This window comes from Actinosynnema pretiosum, from assembly GCF_024171695.1.
In the GTDB taxonomy this organism is placed as follows: Bacteria; Actinomycetota; Actinomycetes; order Mycobacteriales; family Pseudonocardiaceae; genus Actinosynnema; species Actinosynnema pretiosum.
In genome coordinates, this window is record NZ_JAMTCF010000009.1 from 142,139 (window position 1) to 159,031 (window position 16,893).

General features: G+C 64.4%; 15 protein-coding genes and 1 tRNA gene. 13 read left to right on the forward strand and 3 right to left on the reverse strand.

What is annotated here, in order from left to right:
* Positions 1-74 precede the first annotated feature (74 nt).
* Both LV78_RS19860 and LV78_RS19865 read right to left on the reverse strand, forming a co-directional pair.
* Positions 75-380, reverse strand: a complete 306-nt coding sequence (locus LV78_RS19860; protein WP_253846764.1) for an FmdB family zinc ribbon protein — start codon at positions 378-380, stop codon at positions 75-77.
* Between the two features lie 101 nt (positions 381-481).
* On the reverse strand, positions 482-1,048 hold the full coding sequence (locus tag LV78_RS19865; protein WP_253846765.1) for a 5-formyltetrahydrofolate cyclo-ligase: 567 nt from the start codon (positions 1,046-1,048) through the stop codon (positions 482-484).
* A gap of 38 nt (positions 1,049-1,086) precedes the next feature.
* On the opposite strand from LV78_RS19865, the gene LV78_RS19870 reads away from it, so the two are divergent.
* The 5 genes from LV78_RS19870 (at position 1,087) to LV78_RS19890 (ending at position 4,829) form a co-directional block, all read left to right on the forward strand.
* Entirely contained in the window at positions 1,087-1,968 is an 882-nt protein-coding gene (locus LV78_RS19870; protein WP_253846766.1) for a UTP--glucose-1-phosphate uridylyltransferase, read from the forward strand.
* Positions 1,969-2,000: 32 nt separating this feature from the next.
* Positions 2,001-3,224 carry a molybdotransferase-like divisome protein Glp gene (glp, locus tag LV78_RS19875; RefSeq protein ID WP_096491420.1) on the forward strand — a complete coding sequence of 408 codons (1,224 nt, stop codon included), beginning with the start codon at positions 2,001-2,003 and terminating at the stop codon, positions 3,222-3,224.
* A 4-nt stretch (positions 3,225-3,228) separates the two neighbouring features.
* Positions 3,229-3,888 carry a GNAT family N-acetyltransferase gene (locus tag LV78_RS19880; RefSeq protein ID WP_253846934.1) on the forward strand — a complete coding sequence of 220 codons (660 nt, stop codon included), beginning with the start codon at positions 3,229-3,231 and terminating at the stop codon, positions 3,886-3,888.
* Positions 3,889-4,041: 153 nt separating this feature from the next.
* Entirely contained in the window at positions 4,042-4,683 is a 642-nt protein-coding gene (sepX, locus tag LV78_RS19885) for a divisome protein SepX/GlpR (RefSeq protein WP_253846767.1), read from the forward strand.
* Between the two features lie 70 nt (positions 4,684-4,753).
* A tRNA-Ala gene (locus tag LV78_RS19890) sits at positions 4,754-4,829 on the forward strand.
* On the opposite strand, the gene LV78_RS19895 is transcribed toward LV78_RS19890, so the two are convergent.
* Complete coding sequence (locus tag LV78_RS19895; protein WP_253846768.1) at positions 4,818-6,095, reverse strand: type IV secretory system conjugative DNA transfer family protein; 1,278 nt, start codon at positions 6,093-6,095, stop codon at positions 4,818-4,820. The genes LV78_RS19890 and LV78_RS19895 overlap by 12 nt on opposite strands.
* Before the next feature lie 483 nt (positions 6,096-6,578).
* On the opposite strand from LV78_RS19895, the gene LV78_RS19900 reads away from it, so the two are divergent.
* The 8 genes from LV78_RS19900 (at position 6,579) to LV78_RS19935 (ending at position 16,887) form a co-directional block, all read left to right on the forward strand.
* Entirely contained in the window at positions 6,579-9,011 is a 2,433-nt protein-coding gene (locus LV78_RS19900; RefSeq protein ID WP_253846769.1) for a type I restriction-modification system subunit M, read from the forward strand.
* Entirely contained in the window at positions 9,008-10,261 is a 1,254-nt protein-coding gene (locus LV78_RS19905; RefSeq protein WP_253846770.1) for a restriction endonuclease subunit S, read from the forward strand. The genes LV78_RS19900 and LV78_RS19905 overlap by 4 nt, the downstream gene beginning before the upstream one ends.
* A gap of 5 nt (positions 10,262-10,266) precedes the next feature.
* Positions 10,267-13,344, forward strand: coding sequence for a type I restriction endonuclease subunit R (locus tag LV78_RS19910; protein WP_253846771.1), 3,078 nt, complete (start codon positions 10,267-10,269; stop codon positions 13,342-13,344).
* A complete protein-coding gene (locus tag LV78_RS19915; RefSeq protein ID WP_253846772.1) occupies positions 13,331-14,053 on the forward strand; it encodes a M48 family metallopeptidase in 723 nt (240 codons plus the stop codon). Before LV78_RS19910 ends, LV78_RS19915 begins: the two co-directional genes overlap by 14 nt.
* On the forward strand, positions 14,050-14,940 hold the full coding sequence (locus LV78_RS19920; protein WP_253846773.1) for a nucleotidyltransferase domain-containing protein: 891 nt from the start codon (positions 14,050-14,052) through the stop codon (positions 14,938-14,940). The genes LV78_RS19915 and LV78_RS19920 overlap by 4 nt, the downstream gene beginning before the upstream one ends.
* Positions 14,937-15,563 carry a Cap15 family cyclic dinucleotide receptor domain-containing protein gene (locus tag LV78_RS19925; protein ID WP_253846774.1) on the forward strand — a complete coding sequence of 209 codons (627 nt, stop codon included), beginning with the start codon at positions 14,937-14,939 and terminating at the stop codon, positions 15,561-15,563. The genes LV78_RS19920 and LV78_RS19925 overlap by 4 nt, the downstream gene beginning before the upstream one ends.
* A gap of 354 nt (positions 15,564-15,917) precedes the next feature.
* Positions 15,918-16,217: a helix-turn-helix domain-containing protein gene (locus LV78_RS19930; protein WP_253846775.1), complete on the forward strand. Its 300-nt coding sequence runs from the start codon at positions 15,918-15,920 to the stop codon at positions 16,215-16,217.
* Positions 16,218-16,296: 79 nt separating this feature from the next.
* Positions 16,297-16,887 carry a hypothetical protein gene (locus LV78_RS19935; protein WP_253846776.1) on the forward strand — a complete coding sequence of 197 codons (591 nt, stop codon included), beginning with the start codon at positions 16,297-16,299 and terminating at the stop codon, positions 16,885-16,887.
* The last annotated feature ends 6 nt before the right edge of the window (positions 16,888-16,893 follow it).

The following is a 16,893-nucleotide window of genomic DNA, read 5'->3' on the forward strand; positions in this document are numbered from 1 at the left end:
GCCCGGAGCGGGGCCGGGAAGCACAAAGCCCCCGAGTTGTGGACAACTCGGGGGCCTGTGGAGAACTCGGTGCGTCAGGAAGCGGCGGCCGTCTTCGAGGAGGACGATGCCGGCGCGGAAGACGAAGACGAGGACGTCGAAGAAGAAGACGTCGAGGAAGACGAAGACGAGGACGACTCGCTCTTCGGCGACGAGGACGACGATCCCCGGCTGTCGGTCCGGTAGAAGCCGCTCCCCTTGAACACGACCCCCACGGCGCCGTAGAGCTTGCGCAGCTTGCCGGAGCACTCGGGGCACTCGGTCAGCGCGGAGTCGGAGAAGGACTGCACCGCTTCGAACCGGTGGTCGCACTCGGTGCAGGCGTACTGGTAGGTCGGCACGATCGCCCCTCCACGAGTCCTGATTGGCACTCCCACGTCACGAGTGCCAACGACGATGATGCGCTGAGGGGCGCGCCGCGCGCAAACATGCCTGGTCAACGTCACAGCGGCAAGCGCACCACACCACTCTTGCGAGTGAGTACGGCACTCATCCGGACGTCATGAGCCTCCGCGGGCAGCGATTCCACGAACTCCTCGTCGCGCACCACCGCCACGACCGGACCACGGGCCAGCGGCAGCGTCCGGTCGTAGTACCCGCCGCCCTGACCCAACCGCACCCCGGCCCGGTCCACCGCCAGCGCGGGAACGAGCACCAGCGCCGCCCCCGCCACCGCCCCGACCCCCAGCACCGGCCCGTCCGGCTCCCGCAGCCCGAACGGCCCCGGCCGCAGCGCCCCGGTGAACTCCGCCCACTCCAGCGGCCCGACCCCCGCCACCACCGGCAGCAGCACCCGGAACCCCGCCCCCCGCAACGACTCCAGCATCCCCACGGATCCCGGCTCGCCCCGCACCGCGAGGTACGCGCACACCACCCCACCGGCCGGAACCCCGAAAGCGGCGGTCGCCAGCAGCACCTCGGACACCATCGGGACCGGCTCGGCCCCGCGCCGCGCCGCCCGCAGCCGTGCGCGCTCCGCGTCCTTGCGATCACGTTCACCGGACGTCATGGCAGGACAGCCTATGGACGCCGTTAGGCTCGCTGGGCATGAGCGCCTTCACGACAGCAATCGTGCCCGCGGCCGGGTTGGGCACCCGCTTCCTCCCGACCACCAAGGCCGTGCCCAAGGAGCTGCTGCCGGTCGTCGACACCCCCGGCATCGAACTCGTCGCCACCGAGGCGGCCGAGGCGGGCGCCACCAAGCTGATCATCGTCACCTCCCCCGGCAAGGAGTCGGTGGCGCAGTACTTCCGCCCCCAGCCCGAGCTGGAGGAGACCCTGGAGAGCCGGGGCAAGACCGAGCTGGTCGCCAAGGTCCGCCGCGCCCCCGCCCTGCTCGACGTGGAGACCGCGCTCCAGGAGAAGGCGCTCGGCCTGGGCCACGCCGTCGGCTGCGCCGAGGCCAACCTGACCGACGCCGACGAGGCCGTCGCCGTGCTGCTGCCGGACGACCTGGTGCTCCCCACCGGCGTGCTCTCCCGCATGGCCGCCGTCCGCGAGCGCTTCGGCGGCAGCGTCCTGTGCGCGTTCGACATCCCGCGCGAGCAGATCTCCGCCTACGGCGTGTTCGACGTGAACGACACCGACGACGACGACGTCAAGCAGGTCGTCGGCATGGTCGAGAAGCCCAAGGCCGAGGACGCCCCGTCCACCTACGCCGCCGCGGGCCGCTACCTCCTCGATCGGGCGATCTTCGACGCCCTCAAGCGGATCACGCCCGGCGCGGGCGGCGAGCTCCAGCTCACCGACGCCATCGCGCTGCTGATCTCCGAGGGCCACCCGGTGCACGTCGTGGTCCACCGCGGTGGGCGACACGACCTGGGCAATCCGGGAGGTTTCCTCAAGGCTGCGGTTGACTTCGCGTTGGAGCACCCCGACTACGGGCCGGCGCTCGGGGAGTGGTTGCGGGGTCGCCTCGGCAACTCCTGAACGAGGTATGAGCATGAACGAGGTATGAGCACATGAGGTCAGTGGACGAGCAGCTCGCCAGGGTCATCGCCGCCGCGGTGCGGCCTGCCCCGGTGCGCGTGGCGATCTCCGAGTCACAGGGTCTGCTCTGCGCCGAGGAGGTCGTCGCCGAGCGCGCTTTGCCCGGTTTCGACCAGGCGGCGGTGGACGGCTACGCGGTGCGCAGCGTGGACGTGCAGGGCGCTGGTGAGGAACCGGTGACGCTCCCGGTGGTCGGCGAGATCACCGCGGGGTCGCGCCAGCCGAGACGGCTCCAGCCGGGGCAGGCGGTCCGGGTGGCGACCGGCGCCCCGCTGCCGACGCTGGCCGACGCGGTGGTCCCGCTGGGCTTCACCGACGGCCACGCGGCCAAGGTGACGGTCCAGCGGCCCGTCCCGTCGGCGGCGTTCGTGCGCCGCACCGGCGAGGACGTGCAGACCGGGGACGTCGCCGTCCGCCGGGGCACGACCATCGGCGCCGCCCAGGTCGGCCTGCTGGCCGCGGTCGGGCGGAACAAGGTGCTCGTCCACCCCCGGCCCAGGGTGTCGGTCATCTCCGTCGGCGAGGAGCTGGTGGACGTCGACCGCACCCCAGGCCAGGGCCAGGTCTACGACGTGAACTCCTACGCGCTCGCGGCGGCTGCCCGCGACGCCGGGGCCGAGGTCAGCCGGGTCGGCATCCAGTCGGCCGACCCGCGCAGGCTCCGCGAGGTCGTCGAGGGCAGGCTGCTGCTGTCCGAGGTGGTCGTCGTGGCGGGCGGGGTCGGCGGGGCCATCGGCGACGAGGTCAGGGCCGCGCTCGCGGACCTGGGCGACGTGGACATCACGCGGGTCGCCATGCACCCCGGTTCCGTGCAGGGCTTCGGCAGGCTCGGGCCCGACGCGGTGCCGACGTTCCTGCTGCCCGCCAACCCGATGAGCGCCCTGGTGGTGTTCGAGGTGCTGGTCAGACCGCTGATCAGGGCGGCGCTGGGCAAGCGGAACCCGTACCGGCGCGCGGTCAGCGCCCGGCTGCTGTCGCCGCTGTCGTCCACCAAGGGGCGGCGCGGCTTCCTGCGCGCGCAGCTGCTGCGGGACGAGCAGACCGGCGAGTTCCTGGTCCAACCGCTCGGGCAGTCCGGGGCGCACCTGCTCGCCTCGCTCGCCGAGGCGAACTGCCTGGTCATGGTGGACGAGGACGTCACCGACGTCGCCGTCGGCGAAGAGGTGCTGGTCAGCTTCATCGCCCAGAAGGGGTAGGGAGATCGCACCGCTGGCGTGGGAGGGCGGACGGCACCCCGGTTGGCCCGTGCGGCTGGGGCCGCTGCGGGTGGCGGCCGGGGTGGTGGAGCTGCGCCCGCCGAGGCTGCTGGACGCGGCGGCGTGGGGCCGCATCAGGCTGCGCGACCGCGACCACCTGGAGGCCTGGGAGCCGACCGCCGTCGACGGGTGGCACGAGCGGAACTCGCCGCTCGCCTGGCCCGCCCAGTGGTCGGCGCTCAAGGGGCTGGCCAGGCGCGGCCAGGCGCTGCCGTTCGTGATCACCGTGGACGGCGAGCTGGCCGGGCAGATCACGGTCGGGAACATCGTGCGCGGGGCGCTGCGCTCGGCGTGGGTCGGTTACTGGGTCGCCGCCGACCGGGCCGGTGGCGGGGTCGCGACGGCCGCCCTCGCCCTTGTGGTGGATCACACCTTCGGGTACGCCGGGCTGCACCGGTTGGAGGCCACCGTGCGGCCCGAGAACGCGGCCAGCTCGCGGGTGCTGGCGAAGGCCGGATTCCGCCGGGAGGGGTTGTTCGAGCGGTACCTCGACGTGGCCGGGCAGTGGCGTGACCACCTGTGTTTCGCCATGACGGCGGAGGAGGCGTCCCCCGAGGGGCTGGTCCGCCGAATGGAGGCCCAGGGGTACGTCCGAACATCGTGAAGGGCGTGCCGAACGGGTCAACTTGATCCGCCGAAGGTGGGGTCTGGACCACACCCGCGTACCTCTCCCGGTCGGCGAGCCTCCGAGACAGGTGTGACTGTTGTGGCTAGCGTGGTGTCTGCACTACGCGCTGTCAGGGGGAGGTGAACGGGGATGCCGAGTTCGCTGATCGTCGTCGGGCTGGGGGTGGCCTGGCTGGTCGTCCTCGTGCCGATGGTGGTCCGCAAGCGGGCCGATGCGCGCAGCAGCGTGGAAGAGGAGTACGACCCCGTGTCCGAGCACGAGTACGAGCTGGACGACGAGTACGACGACTACGAGGACGAGCTCCCGCAGCGCGCCTACCGGCCGGGGCGGGGCGGCTACGACCCGGAGACCGCCGCCATCGTCGCCCAGGCCAAGTACGCGTTCCGGCGCCGGGTCGTCGCGGTCCTGCTGCTGCTGGCGGCGGTCACGGCCGTCGTGGCGGGCTTCCTGCTGCCGGTGCTGTGGTGGGCGCACGGGGCGGTCGACCTCGCGCTCGTCGGGTACCTGACGTACCTGCGCCGCCAGGTCCGCATCGAGGAGGACGTCCGGGCCCGCCGTCAGGCCCGGCTGGCGTCCCGGCGGCGCGCGGCCCGGCACGAGGAGCCGGTGGAGGACGAGGACGAGTCGCGGCACGACGTGCCCGCGCCCAGGCGCGAGCAGCAGCCGGTGGCGCCGGGGGCGGTCGTGGTGGACGCGGACGACGAGGACCCGGTGTTCCTGGAGCTCGACGGGCCCGGTGACCTGCGGTACCGGCGCGCGGCGGGGGAGTGATGGGGGGTGGTGAAACCACCCCCCGAAGTACTGCTATAGTTCTCCTGCACGACAACGAAGAACTGAACACGGGGCTGTAGCGCAGTTGGTAGCGCGACTCGTTCGCATCGAGTAGGTCAGGGGTTCGATTCCCCTCAGCTCCACCAGAGTAAGTACGTTCGAATCCCGGTCCCGGCCCCGGTTGGGGCCGGGGTTCGTCGTTTCGGCGGGAAGTGGGCCGCACGAACGGCGACTTCATAGACCGGCAGTTCCTTGAGGTCGGCTGCGGTCATGGCGGGGGCGAAGCGCTTCTCCAGTGTGCGAGCGTCGTCGTGGTCGAGCTGGAAGGCGACTTGTGATCGCGCGGTGCCGATAACGGCCGACTGCACCTGACGGGGAAGCTGGTCGAGGTACTGGTGTGCCAACGTCAGCCCCAGGCCGAGCCCGCGCGCCTGGGCCAGCATGTCGGCCAGCTCGTTGTCAGACCCGAGCCTCAGCACGTCTTGGAACTCATCGAGGTAGGCCCACGCCGGACGCCGCCTCTCGGCAGGGACGGCCGCCCGACCGAGGGTGGCTTGCCAGAGCGCAGCCATGAGCAGCGAGCCGAGGAGGTGCGCCGTTTCGGTGCCGACAACTCCCTTGCTGAGCGGTACGAGCACGATGCGCCGCTTGCGGAACACGTCCGCCAGGTCGATGCCCGTGCTCTGGCCGAGCATCAGGCGAAGTGACGTGCGGGTGGTCAGGGTGCGCAGCTTGTTGAGGCTTGGGCCGATGACCTGCGCGCGTTCGCCCTCGCTCATGTGCTCGCAGGTGGCCCAGAAGCTCCGCACCGAGTCCGGGACGCCGGCCTGCGACGTGACGAACCTACGGAAGGTCGGATTGAGCAGCAGCTCGGGAACCTCCGTCAGCGCGAAGGCCGAACCGTCCGCGGCCCGTGTGTGAGTCAGCGTCAGCAGGCAGTTGCGGAGAACGTCGCTCGTCCTCGGTCCCCAGGACGAACGCCACAGTTCCGAGAAGACGTGCACGACGTGATCCACAACAAGCTCGTGCTCGCTGCGACCGACCTGTAGGACGTTGAAGCCGACCGGGAAGTCCGTTGCGGACGGGGCGAGGACGATCACGTCCTCCGTCCTGCTGCTCGGTACGCGGGACAGGACGTCGGCCACAAGATCGCTCTTGGGGTCGAGCAGCACCAGGCCGTCACCGCGCTCGATATCCTGGAGCGCCGCGTTGGCGATGAGCGTGGACTTGCCGACGCCCGTTGGCCCGATGAGGTGCAGGTGCCTCAAGCGGTCTTCGGTCGTAAGGGTGAGTGGACGGTTTTGGGCGCCGGGGAAGTTGCTGTCAGCCAGCACGAGCCCCATGCGCGCCATGCCTTCCGGTGGCGGAAGCTGCCGCGAACGGCCGAGCTCCAGCCCTGTGAGGTACAGCACAGTAGGTGGACGATTGGAGTGCAGATAGAAGGCCGACCAGCTCTATTGAGCGACCTGCTGCAATTGAAGAAATGACCAGCCTCGACCATATCCTTATTATTCGCAGGGGGCAATCTCTATCCTGCTTTTCGAAGTGGATTCGTTGTCTTATAATTGACCTCAGAAAATGAAGCCGTATCTATTGCAATTCCGGTTGAGTGCAACAGCAAGCCGCTGCCACTTGTGGCTCCAGGGTGTCCATCGGGACGCTTCGCGCCGTCGTGACCTTTTCGTGACCCATCTGGGGCGAACTCGCGGTCGGCACGGCGGAGGTTGGCTGTCGGTGCCCAGCGCTATCGTGGGAGCATTCAGGGCTGGTGTCACTCTGTGTGATGAAGGCCGTACTGGTTGGCGCGCGAAGGATGGATACAAGAGTATGGCCAGGTCAGTCGCACCTTCCCCAGCGAGCCCAGCTCTCGACGCGGGCAAGGGGGTGGCGTGGTAGTGGCCCTCAAGAAGTCGGATCTGTACAGCTCGCTCTGGCGGAGCTGCGACGAGCTGCGTGGCGGCATGGACGCCAGCCAGTACAAGGACTACATCCTCACCCTGCTGTTCGTGAAGTACGTGACGGACAAGGCCAAGACCGACCGAACCTCCTTGATCGACGTCCCGGCGGGCGGCTCCTTCGATGACATGGTCGCTCTCAAGGGCGACAAGGAGATCGGCGACAAGATCAACAAGGTCATCGGCAAGCTGGCCGAGGCCAACGGGCTGGAGAAGGTCATCGACCTGGCCGACTTCAACGACGAGGAGAAGCTCGGCAAGGGCAAGGAGATGCAGGATCGTCTCTCCAAGCTGGTGACGATCTTCGCCGACCTGGACTTCCGGGGTAGCCGCGCTGAGGGCGACGACCTACTCGGGGACGCCTACGAGTACCTGATGCGGCATTTCGCCACGGAGTCGGGCAAGTCGAAGGGCCAGTTCTACACCCCAGCTGAGGTCTCACGCATACTCGCCAAGGTCATCGGCATCGGGCCGGGCACCCGGCAGGACCACACGGTCTACGACCCCACGTGCGGGTCGGGCTCGTTGCTCCTCAAGGTGGCTGATGAGGCGCCACGAGGCATCACGATCTATGGCCAGGAGAAGGACAACGCCACCTGGGCGCTGGCCAAGATGAACATGATCCTCCACGGCAACGAGGACGCGGACATCCGCAAAGGCGACACGATCACCAGCCCGCAGCTGATCACGGGTGTGCAGTTGCGGACGTTCGACTTCGCCGTGGCCAATCCGCCGTTCTCGATCAAGTCGTGGAGCAACGGCCTGGAGAACGAGTACGGCCGCTTCGAGTTCGGCCGGCCGCCGGAGAAGAACGGCGACTACGCCTTCCTGCTACACATCCTCAAGTCGCTAAAGAGCAACGGCAAGGCCGCGGTCATCCTGCCACACGGTGTACTCTTCCGTGGTAACGCTGAGGCCAGCATCCGCAAGGAGCTGCTGCGCCGCGGCTACATCAAGGGCATCATCGGCCTGCCCGCCAACCTCTTCTACGGCACCGGTATCCCGGCCTGCATAGTCGTCCTCGACAAGGAGAACGCCCAGGCGCGCACCGGCGTCTTCATGATCGATGCTTCCAAGGGCTTCATCAAAGACGGCAACAAGAACCGCCTCCGTAGCCAGGATATTCACAAGATCGTCGATGTCTTCAACAGGCAGATCGAGATCGAGCGCTACTCGCGAATGGTGTCGCTCCACGAGATCGCCGACCCGAAGAACGACTATAACCTCAACATCCCGCGCTACATCGATTCCTCCGAACCGGAGGACATCCAGGATCTCCACGCCCACCTGCACGGCGGGACCCCAGGCCGCGACTTGGACGCGCTCAGCGGGTACTGGGACGCGTTCCCAAGCCTTCGTACCGCGCTCTTCAAGCCAAACCGCCCCGGCTACAGCGACCTTGCGATCGGCGTGACCGAGGTGCAGCAAACCATCCTGGACTCCGACGAGTTCCAGAAGTTCGCGATCGACGTTCGTGGCCAGGTTGACGACTGGTTCGCCGCCCACCGGCCTATCCTGCAAGCGATCGACGCCAACACCGTCCCGAAGGATCTGATCGCTCACATCAGCGACGATCTACTGGCCCGGTTCAAGGACACTCCGCTGCTGGACGAGTACGACGTTTATGAGCAGCTCATGATGTATTGGCATGGCCTCATGCACGACGATGTCTTTCTCATCATGAACGACGGATGGCTCGACGCGGCGAAGCCTCGTAAGACTATCGAGGACAAGGAACGCAAGCTCTCCGAGACGCCGGACCTAGTCGTTGGCTCGGGGCGTAGTACCACGAAGTACAAGATGGACCTCATCCCACCTGCTCTCGTCGCCGCCCGCTACTTTGCAGACGAGCAGGCCAAGGTCGACACACTGAACGCGGCAGCCGAGGAAGCCGGCCGCGCCGTCGAGGAGCAAGTCGAGGAGCACGCTGTCGAAGACGGCTTGCTCGCCGAGGCGATGGACGACGGCAAGATCTCTAAGGTGCTTGCTTCGGCGCGGCTCAAGGTAGCCCGGCACGAAGGAGCTGACCCAGAAGAGATCAAGGCTCTCCAACACCTGATCAAGCTATACAACGAGGAAGTCGTCGCCAAAAAAGCCGCCAAGGAGGCCCAGGCCGCGCTCGACCTCGCGACCCTCAAGAAGTATGGCGACCTCACGTTGCCCGAGATCAAGCAGCTTGTACTCGACGATAAGTGGGCAGCTACTGTCAGCAACCGCGTCGCTGGCGAAGTCAACACCCTCACCCTGGCCCTCGTCGAACGCATCCAGCAGCTTGGCGAGCGCTATGCCGAGACAGTCGGTGCGCTCGACGCCGAGCTGAAAAGGCTTGATACCAGGGTCGCCATGCACCTAACAGAGATGGGGGTGGGATGAAACACAACAGCTGGAATTCGGTGTTGCTTCGCGATGTGGCTACGTTTGCTTCCGGCAAGACGCCCTCACGATCCCGTCAAGCCGATTACTTTGACGCAGGGACGGTGCCGTGGGTGAAAACCATGGACCTTACCAACGCTGGAGTTCTTCGAACAGATGAACGTGTTACCGAGCGTGCAATCTCGGAGACACGGCTCGCAGTCCTTCCAGTAGGTACTGTCCTGGTAGCCATGTATGGGGGCTTTAAGCAGATCGGACGAACTGGCATACTGCGTGTGCCTGCGGCTACCAATCAAGCCATCACGGCAATCCTGCCAAATCCTGAACGCTTGAACTCTGACTACCTGTTGTACTTCCTGAATTACAACATTGGCTACTGGCGGACCGTCGCAAGCAGCAGCCGAAAAGATCCGAATATCACGAAGGCGGATGTGAAGGCATTGCTATTGGCTCTGCCGTCGCTTCATGAGCAAACCGTGATAGCGAGAGTCCTCAATGGTGCCGACGAGCTAATTGCGACCCTGGAGCGGATGATCGCCAAGAAGCGGGCGATCAAGCAAGGCATGATGCAGCAGCTTCTAACCGGCAAGACCCGCCTCCCCAGCTTCACTGCTCCTTGGCGTGAGGTCCTGCTTGGCGAGCATGTGAGCTACGTCAAAACGGTTGCATTGTCGCGAGCGCAGCTTGATGGCGAGTCGCCAGTCCGCTACTTGCACTATGGCGACATCCATACTCGAAGCAGAGTCACGTTGGACGCAGCACACGAGGCGATGCCACGAGCGAGTTCGACGTTGCTGCGGAACGCCGGGCGGCTCCAGGTTGGGGATCTCGTGTTCGCCGATGCGTCAGAGGACCCGGACGGAGTGGGCAAGTCAGTCGAGGTGACGTCGGTGCCCGATGCGGGAGTGGTTCCCGGTCTTCACACCATCGCAGCACGGTTCGACGAGGCCGTGTTGGCGGACGGCTTCAAGGCGTACCTTCAGTTCATCCCGTCATTCCGGGATGCCTTGCTCCGCCTTGCTGCGGGTACCAAGGTGCTGGCGACGACGCGCTCGTTCATCTCCAGCATCACGTTGACGCTGCCGGATATCGACGAGCAGCGAGCAATCGCGTCGGTCATCGCCGCCGCTGATCGTGAGATCGCTATTCTCCGCGTTCGGCTAGCGAAGGCGAGGGAAATCAAACAGGGCATGATGCAAGAGCTGCTCACAGGCCGTACGCGCCTCCCCTTCACGGAGGGCACGGCATGAGTAACGTGGGACAACCCGAGCGTAAGGCTCAAGATCGTGTCGTCGAGCTGTTCCGGAACTTGTTGGGCTATGAATATCTCGGCAATTGGGAATATCGCGAGGGAAACTCCAACGTTGAGGTCGAGCTGCTTGCTCAGAACCTCCGTGCTCGCGGCTACAGCGACAACCTGATCAACAAGGCAGTCGACAAGCTGAAGAGCGACGCTTCGCTCGGTGGTGGACGTGACCTGTACGAGGCGAACCGTGATGTCTACGGCCTGCTGCGTTATGGGGTGAAGGTCAAGCCTGGCGTGGGTGAGCAGACGGAGACGGTGTGGCTAATCGACTGGGCGCGGCCGGAGGCCAATCACTTCGCCCTGGCCGAGGAAGTCACGGTGCTAGGTCAGCACACCAAGCGCCCAGACATCGTGCTGTACGTCAACGGCATTGCCCTCGAGACAATCGAGCTGAAGCGTTCGAAGGTCGCGGTCTCCGAGGGTATCCGGCAGAGCTACGGGAACCAGCGTCCGGAGTTTATCCGGTCATTCTTCACGACTGTGCAGCTCGTGATGGCTGGCAATGACGTGGAAGGGCTCCGCTATAGCGTCATCGACACGCCGGAGAAATACTGGCTGGCCTGGCGCGAGCCGTCTGACGTAGCCGACCCGCTCGACCGTTCCCTGACCCAGCTCTGCTCGAAAGGGCGTCTGCTTGAGCTGGTCCACGACTTCATGGTCTTCGACGCGGGGCAGAAGAAAACGTGCCGACACAGCCAGTACTTCGGCGTCAAGGCGGCGCAGGAGCGCATCGCCAAGCGCGAGGGCGGTATCGTCTGGCATACACAGGGGTCCGGCAAGTCGCTGACCATGGTGTGGTTGGCCAAGTGGATTCGCGAGAACCAGCCAGATGGCCGCGTGCTACTCATCACCGACCGCACCGAGCTGGACGAGCAGATCGAGAAGGTCTTCCGTGGTGTCAACGAGTCGATCTACCGCACCAAGAGCGGCGGCGACCTGCTGGCCACCCTCAACATGAGCGAGGAATGGCTGGTCTGCTCGCTGGTCCACAAGTTCCGCAGCTCGGAGGACGAGTCGGCCCGCGACCAGGCCGAGAGCGAGTTCATCCGCGAGCTGAACGCGACCGTCCCCAAGGACTTCCGAGCCAAGGGCAACCTCTTCGTCTTCGTCGACGAGGCCCACCGCACCCAGTCGGGCAAGATGCACGACGCCATGAAGGCGCTCATGCCGGGCGCTATGTTCATCGGCTTCACCGGCACGCCGCTTCTCAAGGCCGACAAGGCCACCACGATCGAGAAGTTCGGCAGCTTCATCCACACCTACAAGTTCGATGAGGGTGTAGCCGACGGCGTTGTGCTCGACCTGCGCTACGAGGCGCGCAACATCGACCAGGAGCTGACCTCGCCCGAGAAGGTTGACAAGTGGTTCGAAGCTAAGACCAAGGGCATGACGGACCTGTCCCGCGCTGAGCTTAAGAAGCGCTGGGGCACGATGCAGAAGGTCGTCAGCTCAGAACCGCGCGCCCGGCAGATCGTCAACGACATCCTGCTCGATATGGAGATCAAGCCGCGCTTGTCCGATGGCCGCGGCAACGCGATCCTGATCAGTTCGAGCATCTATCAGGCGTGCAAGTTCTATGAGCTGTTCACGCAGGCTGGGTTCAAGGGTAAGTGCGCCATCGTCACGTCGTATGCGCCGCAGGTCCGCGACATCGCCAAGGAAGACTCAGGCCACGGTGCTACCGAGCGACTGCGTCAATACGAGATCTACCGGCAGATGCTTGCCGACCACTTCAACGAGCCCGCTGACAAGGCGATGACCAAGGTCGAGCAGTTCGAGAAGGACGTCAAGGACCGCTTTATCAACCATCCCGGCCAGATGCGCCTGCTCATCGTCGTCGACAAGCTCCTGACCGGCTTCGACGCTCCGAGTGCAACTTACCTATACATCGACAAGAAGATGCAGGATCACGGCCTGTTCCAGGCGATCTGCCGAGTCAACCGCCTCGATGGCGATGACAAGGATTACGGCTACATTGTCGACTACAGGGACTTGTTCAACTCACTTGAGTCCGCCATCACCGACTACACCGGTGGCGCTCTGGAAGGCTATGAGAAGAAGGACATCGAGGGCCTGCTGTCCGACCGGATCGAGAAGGCTCGCGAAGATCTCGATGAGGCTCTGGAGAAGATCCGCGCGCTGTGTGAGCCAGTTGAGCCGCCGAAGAATACACTGCAATACCAGCAATACTTCTGCGCCCGCGAACAGGGCAACGTCGAGCAGATCAAGGCCAACGAACACAAGCGGGTCGCGCTGTACAAGGCGGTCGCGGCCGTGACCCGCGCGTACAGCAACCTCGCCAACGAGATGAACGCCGCTGGATACAGCGATACTGAAGCCGCAGCGATCAAGGACGAGATTGCCCACTACGCCAACGTGCGCGAGGAGGTCAAGCTCGGCGCAGGCGAGAACGTCGACTTCAAGCAGTACGAGGCTGGTATGCGCCACCTGCTCGATACCTACATCAGCGCTAAGCCCTCCGAGGTGGTCTCGGACTTCCAGGACGCCGGGCTGATCCAGCTGATCGTTCAGATGGGGGCCAGTGCGCTCGACAAGCTTCCTGCGGGCATCAAGAAAGACCCCGAAGCGGTGGCAGAGACGATCACTAACAACATGCGCAAGGTGATCATCGACGAACGCGCGATGAACCCCAAGTACTACGACAAGATGTCCGAGCTGCTCGACACCATCCTCGAAGAGCGGCGTCAAGGGGCTCTGGACTACAAGGAGTACCTCGCGAAGCTGCTGGAGCACGCGACCAAGCTCGGCAAGGGCGAGTCCGACACCGAATACCCAGAGTGGGCCAACAACGGTGCTCGCCGCGCCCTGATCGACTTCTTCTGGCCGTCAACCGAGATCGCTGTCGAGATCGACACGACGATCCGGCACACCAAGCCGGACTCGTGGGTGGGCAACCCGATCAAGGAGAAGAGGGTCAAACGCGCAATCGCTCGGGTACTGCCAGACGGCTTCGACCGGCTTGATGAACTGTTTGACCTGGTACGGACACGCCATGAGTACCGCTAGCGCCTACCTTACCATCCTTGGCATCGACGTCGATGTCATCTATAAGGACATCAAAAACCTGCACATCGGCGTCTATCCACCACTCGGTCGCGTCCGGGTTGCTGCTCCACACAAGCTTGACGACGAGCACGTCCGATTGGCCGTGATCCAGCGGCTGCCGTGGATCAAACAGCGGCGCGACCAGCTCCGCTCGGCCGCGCGCCAATCCGAGCGAGAGATGGTCACTGGCGAGTCCCACTACGTGTGGGGCGTTCGCCGCCGTATGAAGGTCATTGAGCGCCCAGGGCGAGCGCACTTCGAGGTAGACGGCGAACGGCTGCTGCTGTACGTCCCTGCTGGCACCACAGCCGAACGACGACGTGAACTGCTCGATCGGTGGTACCGGGAGCAGCTACGACAAGCGATCCCGAACCTCATTGCCAAGTGGGAACCGATCCTGGAAGTGTCGGTGCCGCGATGGACAATCAGGCGCATGAAGACCAAGTGGGGGTCATGCAACCGCGAGAGCGGGCACATTTGGTTCAATGTCGAGCTTGCCAAGAAGCACCCAGACTGCTTGGAGTACATCGTCGTCCATGAGATGACGCATCACCTTGAACGCAACCACGGCCCGCGCTTCACCAAGCTCATGGACCGGTTCATGCCCAACTGGCGGAGCCTCCGCGACCAACTGAACGACGCACCGCTGACACAGGAGCAGTGGACATGACTGCACTGGAGGACAAGCTCAGCAGCTGGACTGGGCCATCGAGTACGACCGAACAGGAGAAGCAGGAGCGGACTGAGCGGATGATCCGCGAGGCCGTGAAGGAGCATCCTGCCTTTGGCGGTATTGATCTCGATATCTACGCCAAGGGCTCGTACGCCAACAACACCAACGTTAAGGCCGACAGCGACGTAGATATCGCTGTCCAATGCGGAGAGTGCGTCTACTGGGATGAGGCGGCCAAGGGCACTCATCCATCCAGCTCGACCTACGAGGGGATCTGGACACCCACCAAGCTGCGTTCCGAGCTGGAAGCGGCCTTGAAGAAGAAGTTCCCCGGCCAGGTTGACTCGTCTGGCTCGACCGCGTTCCGCATTCACTCAGGTTCAGCTCGGGTGGATGCCGATGTTGTTCCCTGCTTCGACTACCATTACTACCTCTCGTCGGGCAGCTATCGGGAGGGTGCGAAGGTCTTCAAGAAAGACGGGAAGAGCCTAGTCAACTATCCGGCTCAACAGCTGGCGAAGGGGCGGGCGAAGAATGCTCGTACCAATCAGTACTACAAGAAGGCCGTTCGGATCATGAAGCGGGTCGAGAACGCTATGGTCGTCGACGGCGTTCACTGCGAAGTTCCGTCCTTCTTTGTCGAGTGTCTCGTATGCAACTGCCCTGACAGCGTTTTCCTTGAGTCGACGTGGACCAAAACGATCCGAGGTGTTATCGTCCACATCTGGAACGGCCTTGAAGGTTCAGAACCGACCGAGGAATCTGAGCGATGGCTAGAGGTAAGTGAATGCAAGTTCCTCTTTCACAACGCTCAGTCGTGGAGTCGTCAGGATGGGCGTGACTTCGCGAAAGCGGCCTGGAACTACTTGGGGTACGCCTCATGAAACGAACGATCACTATCCGCGTTATCGTCGCGGTGGTCGTCGTTGTTTTCGTGATTGGAGCCTGGGTACAAGACGGCCAGCCGGATCTGGCCGCGCTCAAGTTCTTCTCTGCCGCCGTCCTGGTCAGCACTGCCGTCTTCAACCTGTGGGACTTCTGGTTGTGGCGACTACCCCTCGTCCAGCGGATACCAGGAGTTTCGCGGAGCATCCGTGGCACTTGGAAGGGAACGCTGACCTCTTTCTGGGTCGATCCCGCCACCGGTAAGCAGCCAGAACCAAAGACGGTTTACCTCGTTGTGCAGCAAACCGGCTCGCTCGTCATTGTGAAGCTGCTAACCGATGAGTCCAGGTCTACCTCGGCATCGGCCAACGTCTCCGAAGTTGACGGATCTGTCTTGTTGACGTATCTGTATCTAAACAAGCCGGATATGCGTGTCGAGCACCGCAGCCGCATTCATCACGGCTCGGCTGTGTTTGATGTGTCAGGAAACCCGACAAGACGCCTAAAAGGTCGGTACTGGACTGATCGGGACAGCAAGGGCGAACTTGAGTTTGTGGAGCGGAGCAAGAAGCTCGCCGACGACTACGCAGAGGCAGCCGGATACTTTGGGAGCCAGGCATGACCGTGAAGGTACAACTTAGCCAGGTGTGAACTCTCGGGGAATGCATCGGCGGGTCGTTCACGTTCAGATCACCTGATGGTTGCCACCTAGAAGCCGAACATTCTGATTAGAAAATCGCTTTAAATGTCAGCGTGTTCATGGGGTCGGAGATAAAATTCCCTCTTTGCTAAATGGCAAAGATGTTTCATATTTAAATTGGCTCTTCAGTCAAGGGGTTGACACAAGACGTGCCGACCCCTTTTTCGTACGTTCACAACTAGGTATGAGAAAGCAGGTGAACCATGCGATGACGCGTGCGCGACGCTCCTCGCGATCCGGTCGGACGAGTACGAGAGCCGCCTGTTCTCCGGTGAGGTGGACGCGGGGGTCCTCCGCGCGCTGGTCGAGCTGGCGGAGCCCTCGGGCGCGGGGTGGGCGGTGCCGCTGAACCAGGAGGAGGTCGGCATGTACGTCCAGGTCTCCAAGGCGACGGTGCAGCGGACCGTGCGGAGGCTGCGCGGCGCGGGCCTCGTCGGCAAGACCGGCAGGGGCAGCCTGCCCGTCCCGTGCCTGCCGTGCTTGGCAGAGGCGCAAAAGTACGGGCAAGGCGTCAGGGGATGTCGAGGAGACAGGGGATGTGCTGTGAGGCTGCGCAGGGACACCGAGTACCGGTAGCGAAGCTCAGAGTGAGGTCCACCGCCGTGATGCCCGACACCCTGCCTCCCCGCCCCTTCCCCTGGCGGTCAACCAGTCCGTGCTGCGCCTGGACGTGGTCGGTTCGAGTTCCGGCGGGCCGCACCGCCAGGCGCACCTCGACCGCGCGTTCCGGGAGGTGCTGGACATCGCCCTGGAGCGGGTGCGGTTCGACCGGCGCTACGAGCAGTTCCTGTGGTTCGAGCGCATCGACGGGGACAGCGCCATCCTGTCCTTCGGCGCGTCCGTGCCCAAGGCGTTCGTGCTGGGGGATTTCGTGTTCCACGAGATCGCGATGGCGCTCGGCCACGTCAACCGCTCGGTCAACGACGCCTACCGGCTCCGCCTGCGCATCGCGGTCGACGACGGCGAGGCGGTGGTCAACCACCCGCAGATCGCGGGCGAGCCGGTGGTCACCACGTCCAGGATCATCGAGGCCGCCCCGTTCCGGGACGCCGTCGCCGAGGCGTCCGACCGGGACTTCGGGGTGATCGTGTCCGACCAGTTCCACAGCGAGGTCGTCCTGAGCGGTGACCAGGGGCTGGACCGGCTGCCCTTCCGGCGGGTCGACGTCGCGGTCAAGGCCTTCCGGGGTCACGCCTGGGTCCACGTCCCCGGTGGCTGTCACTGCGCGCCACCGCTCCACCACTAAGGTGTG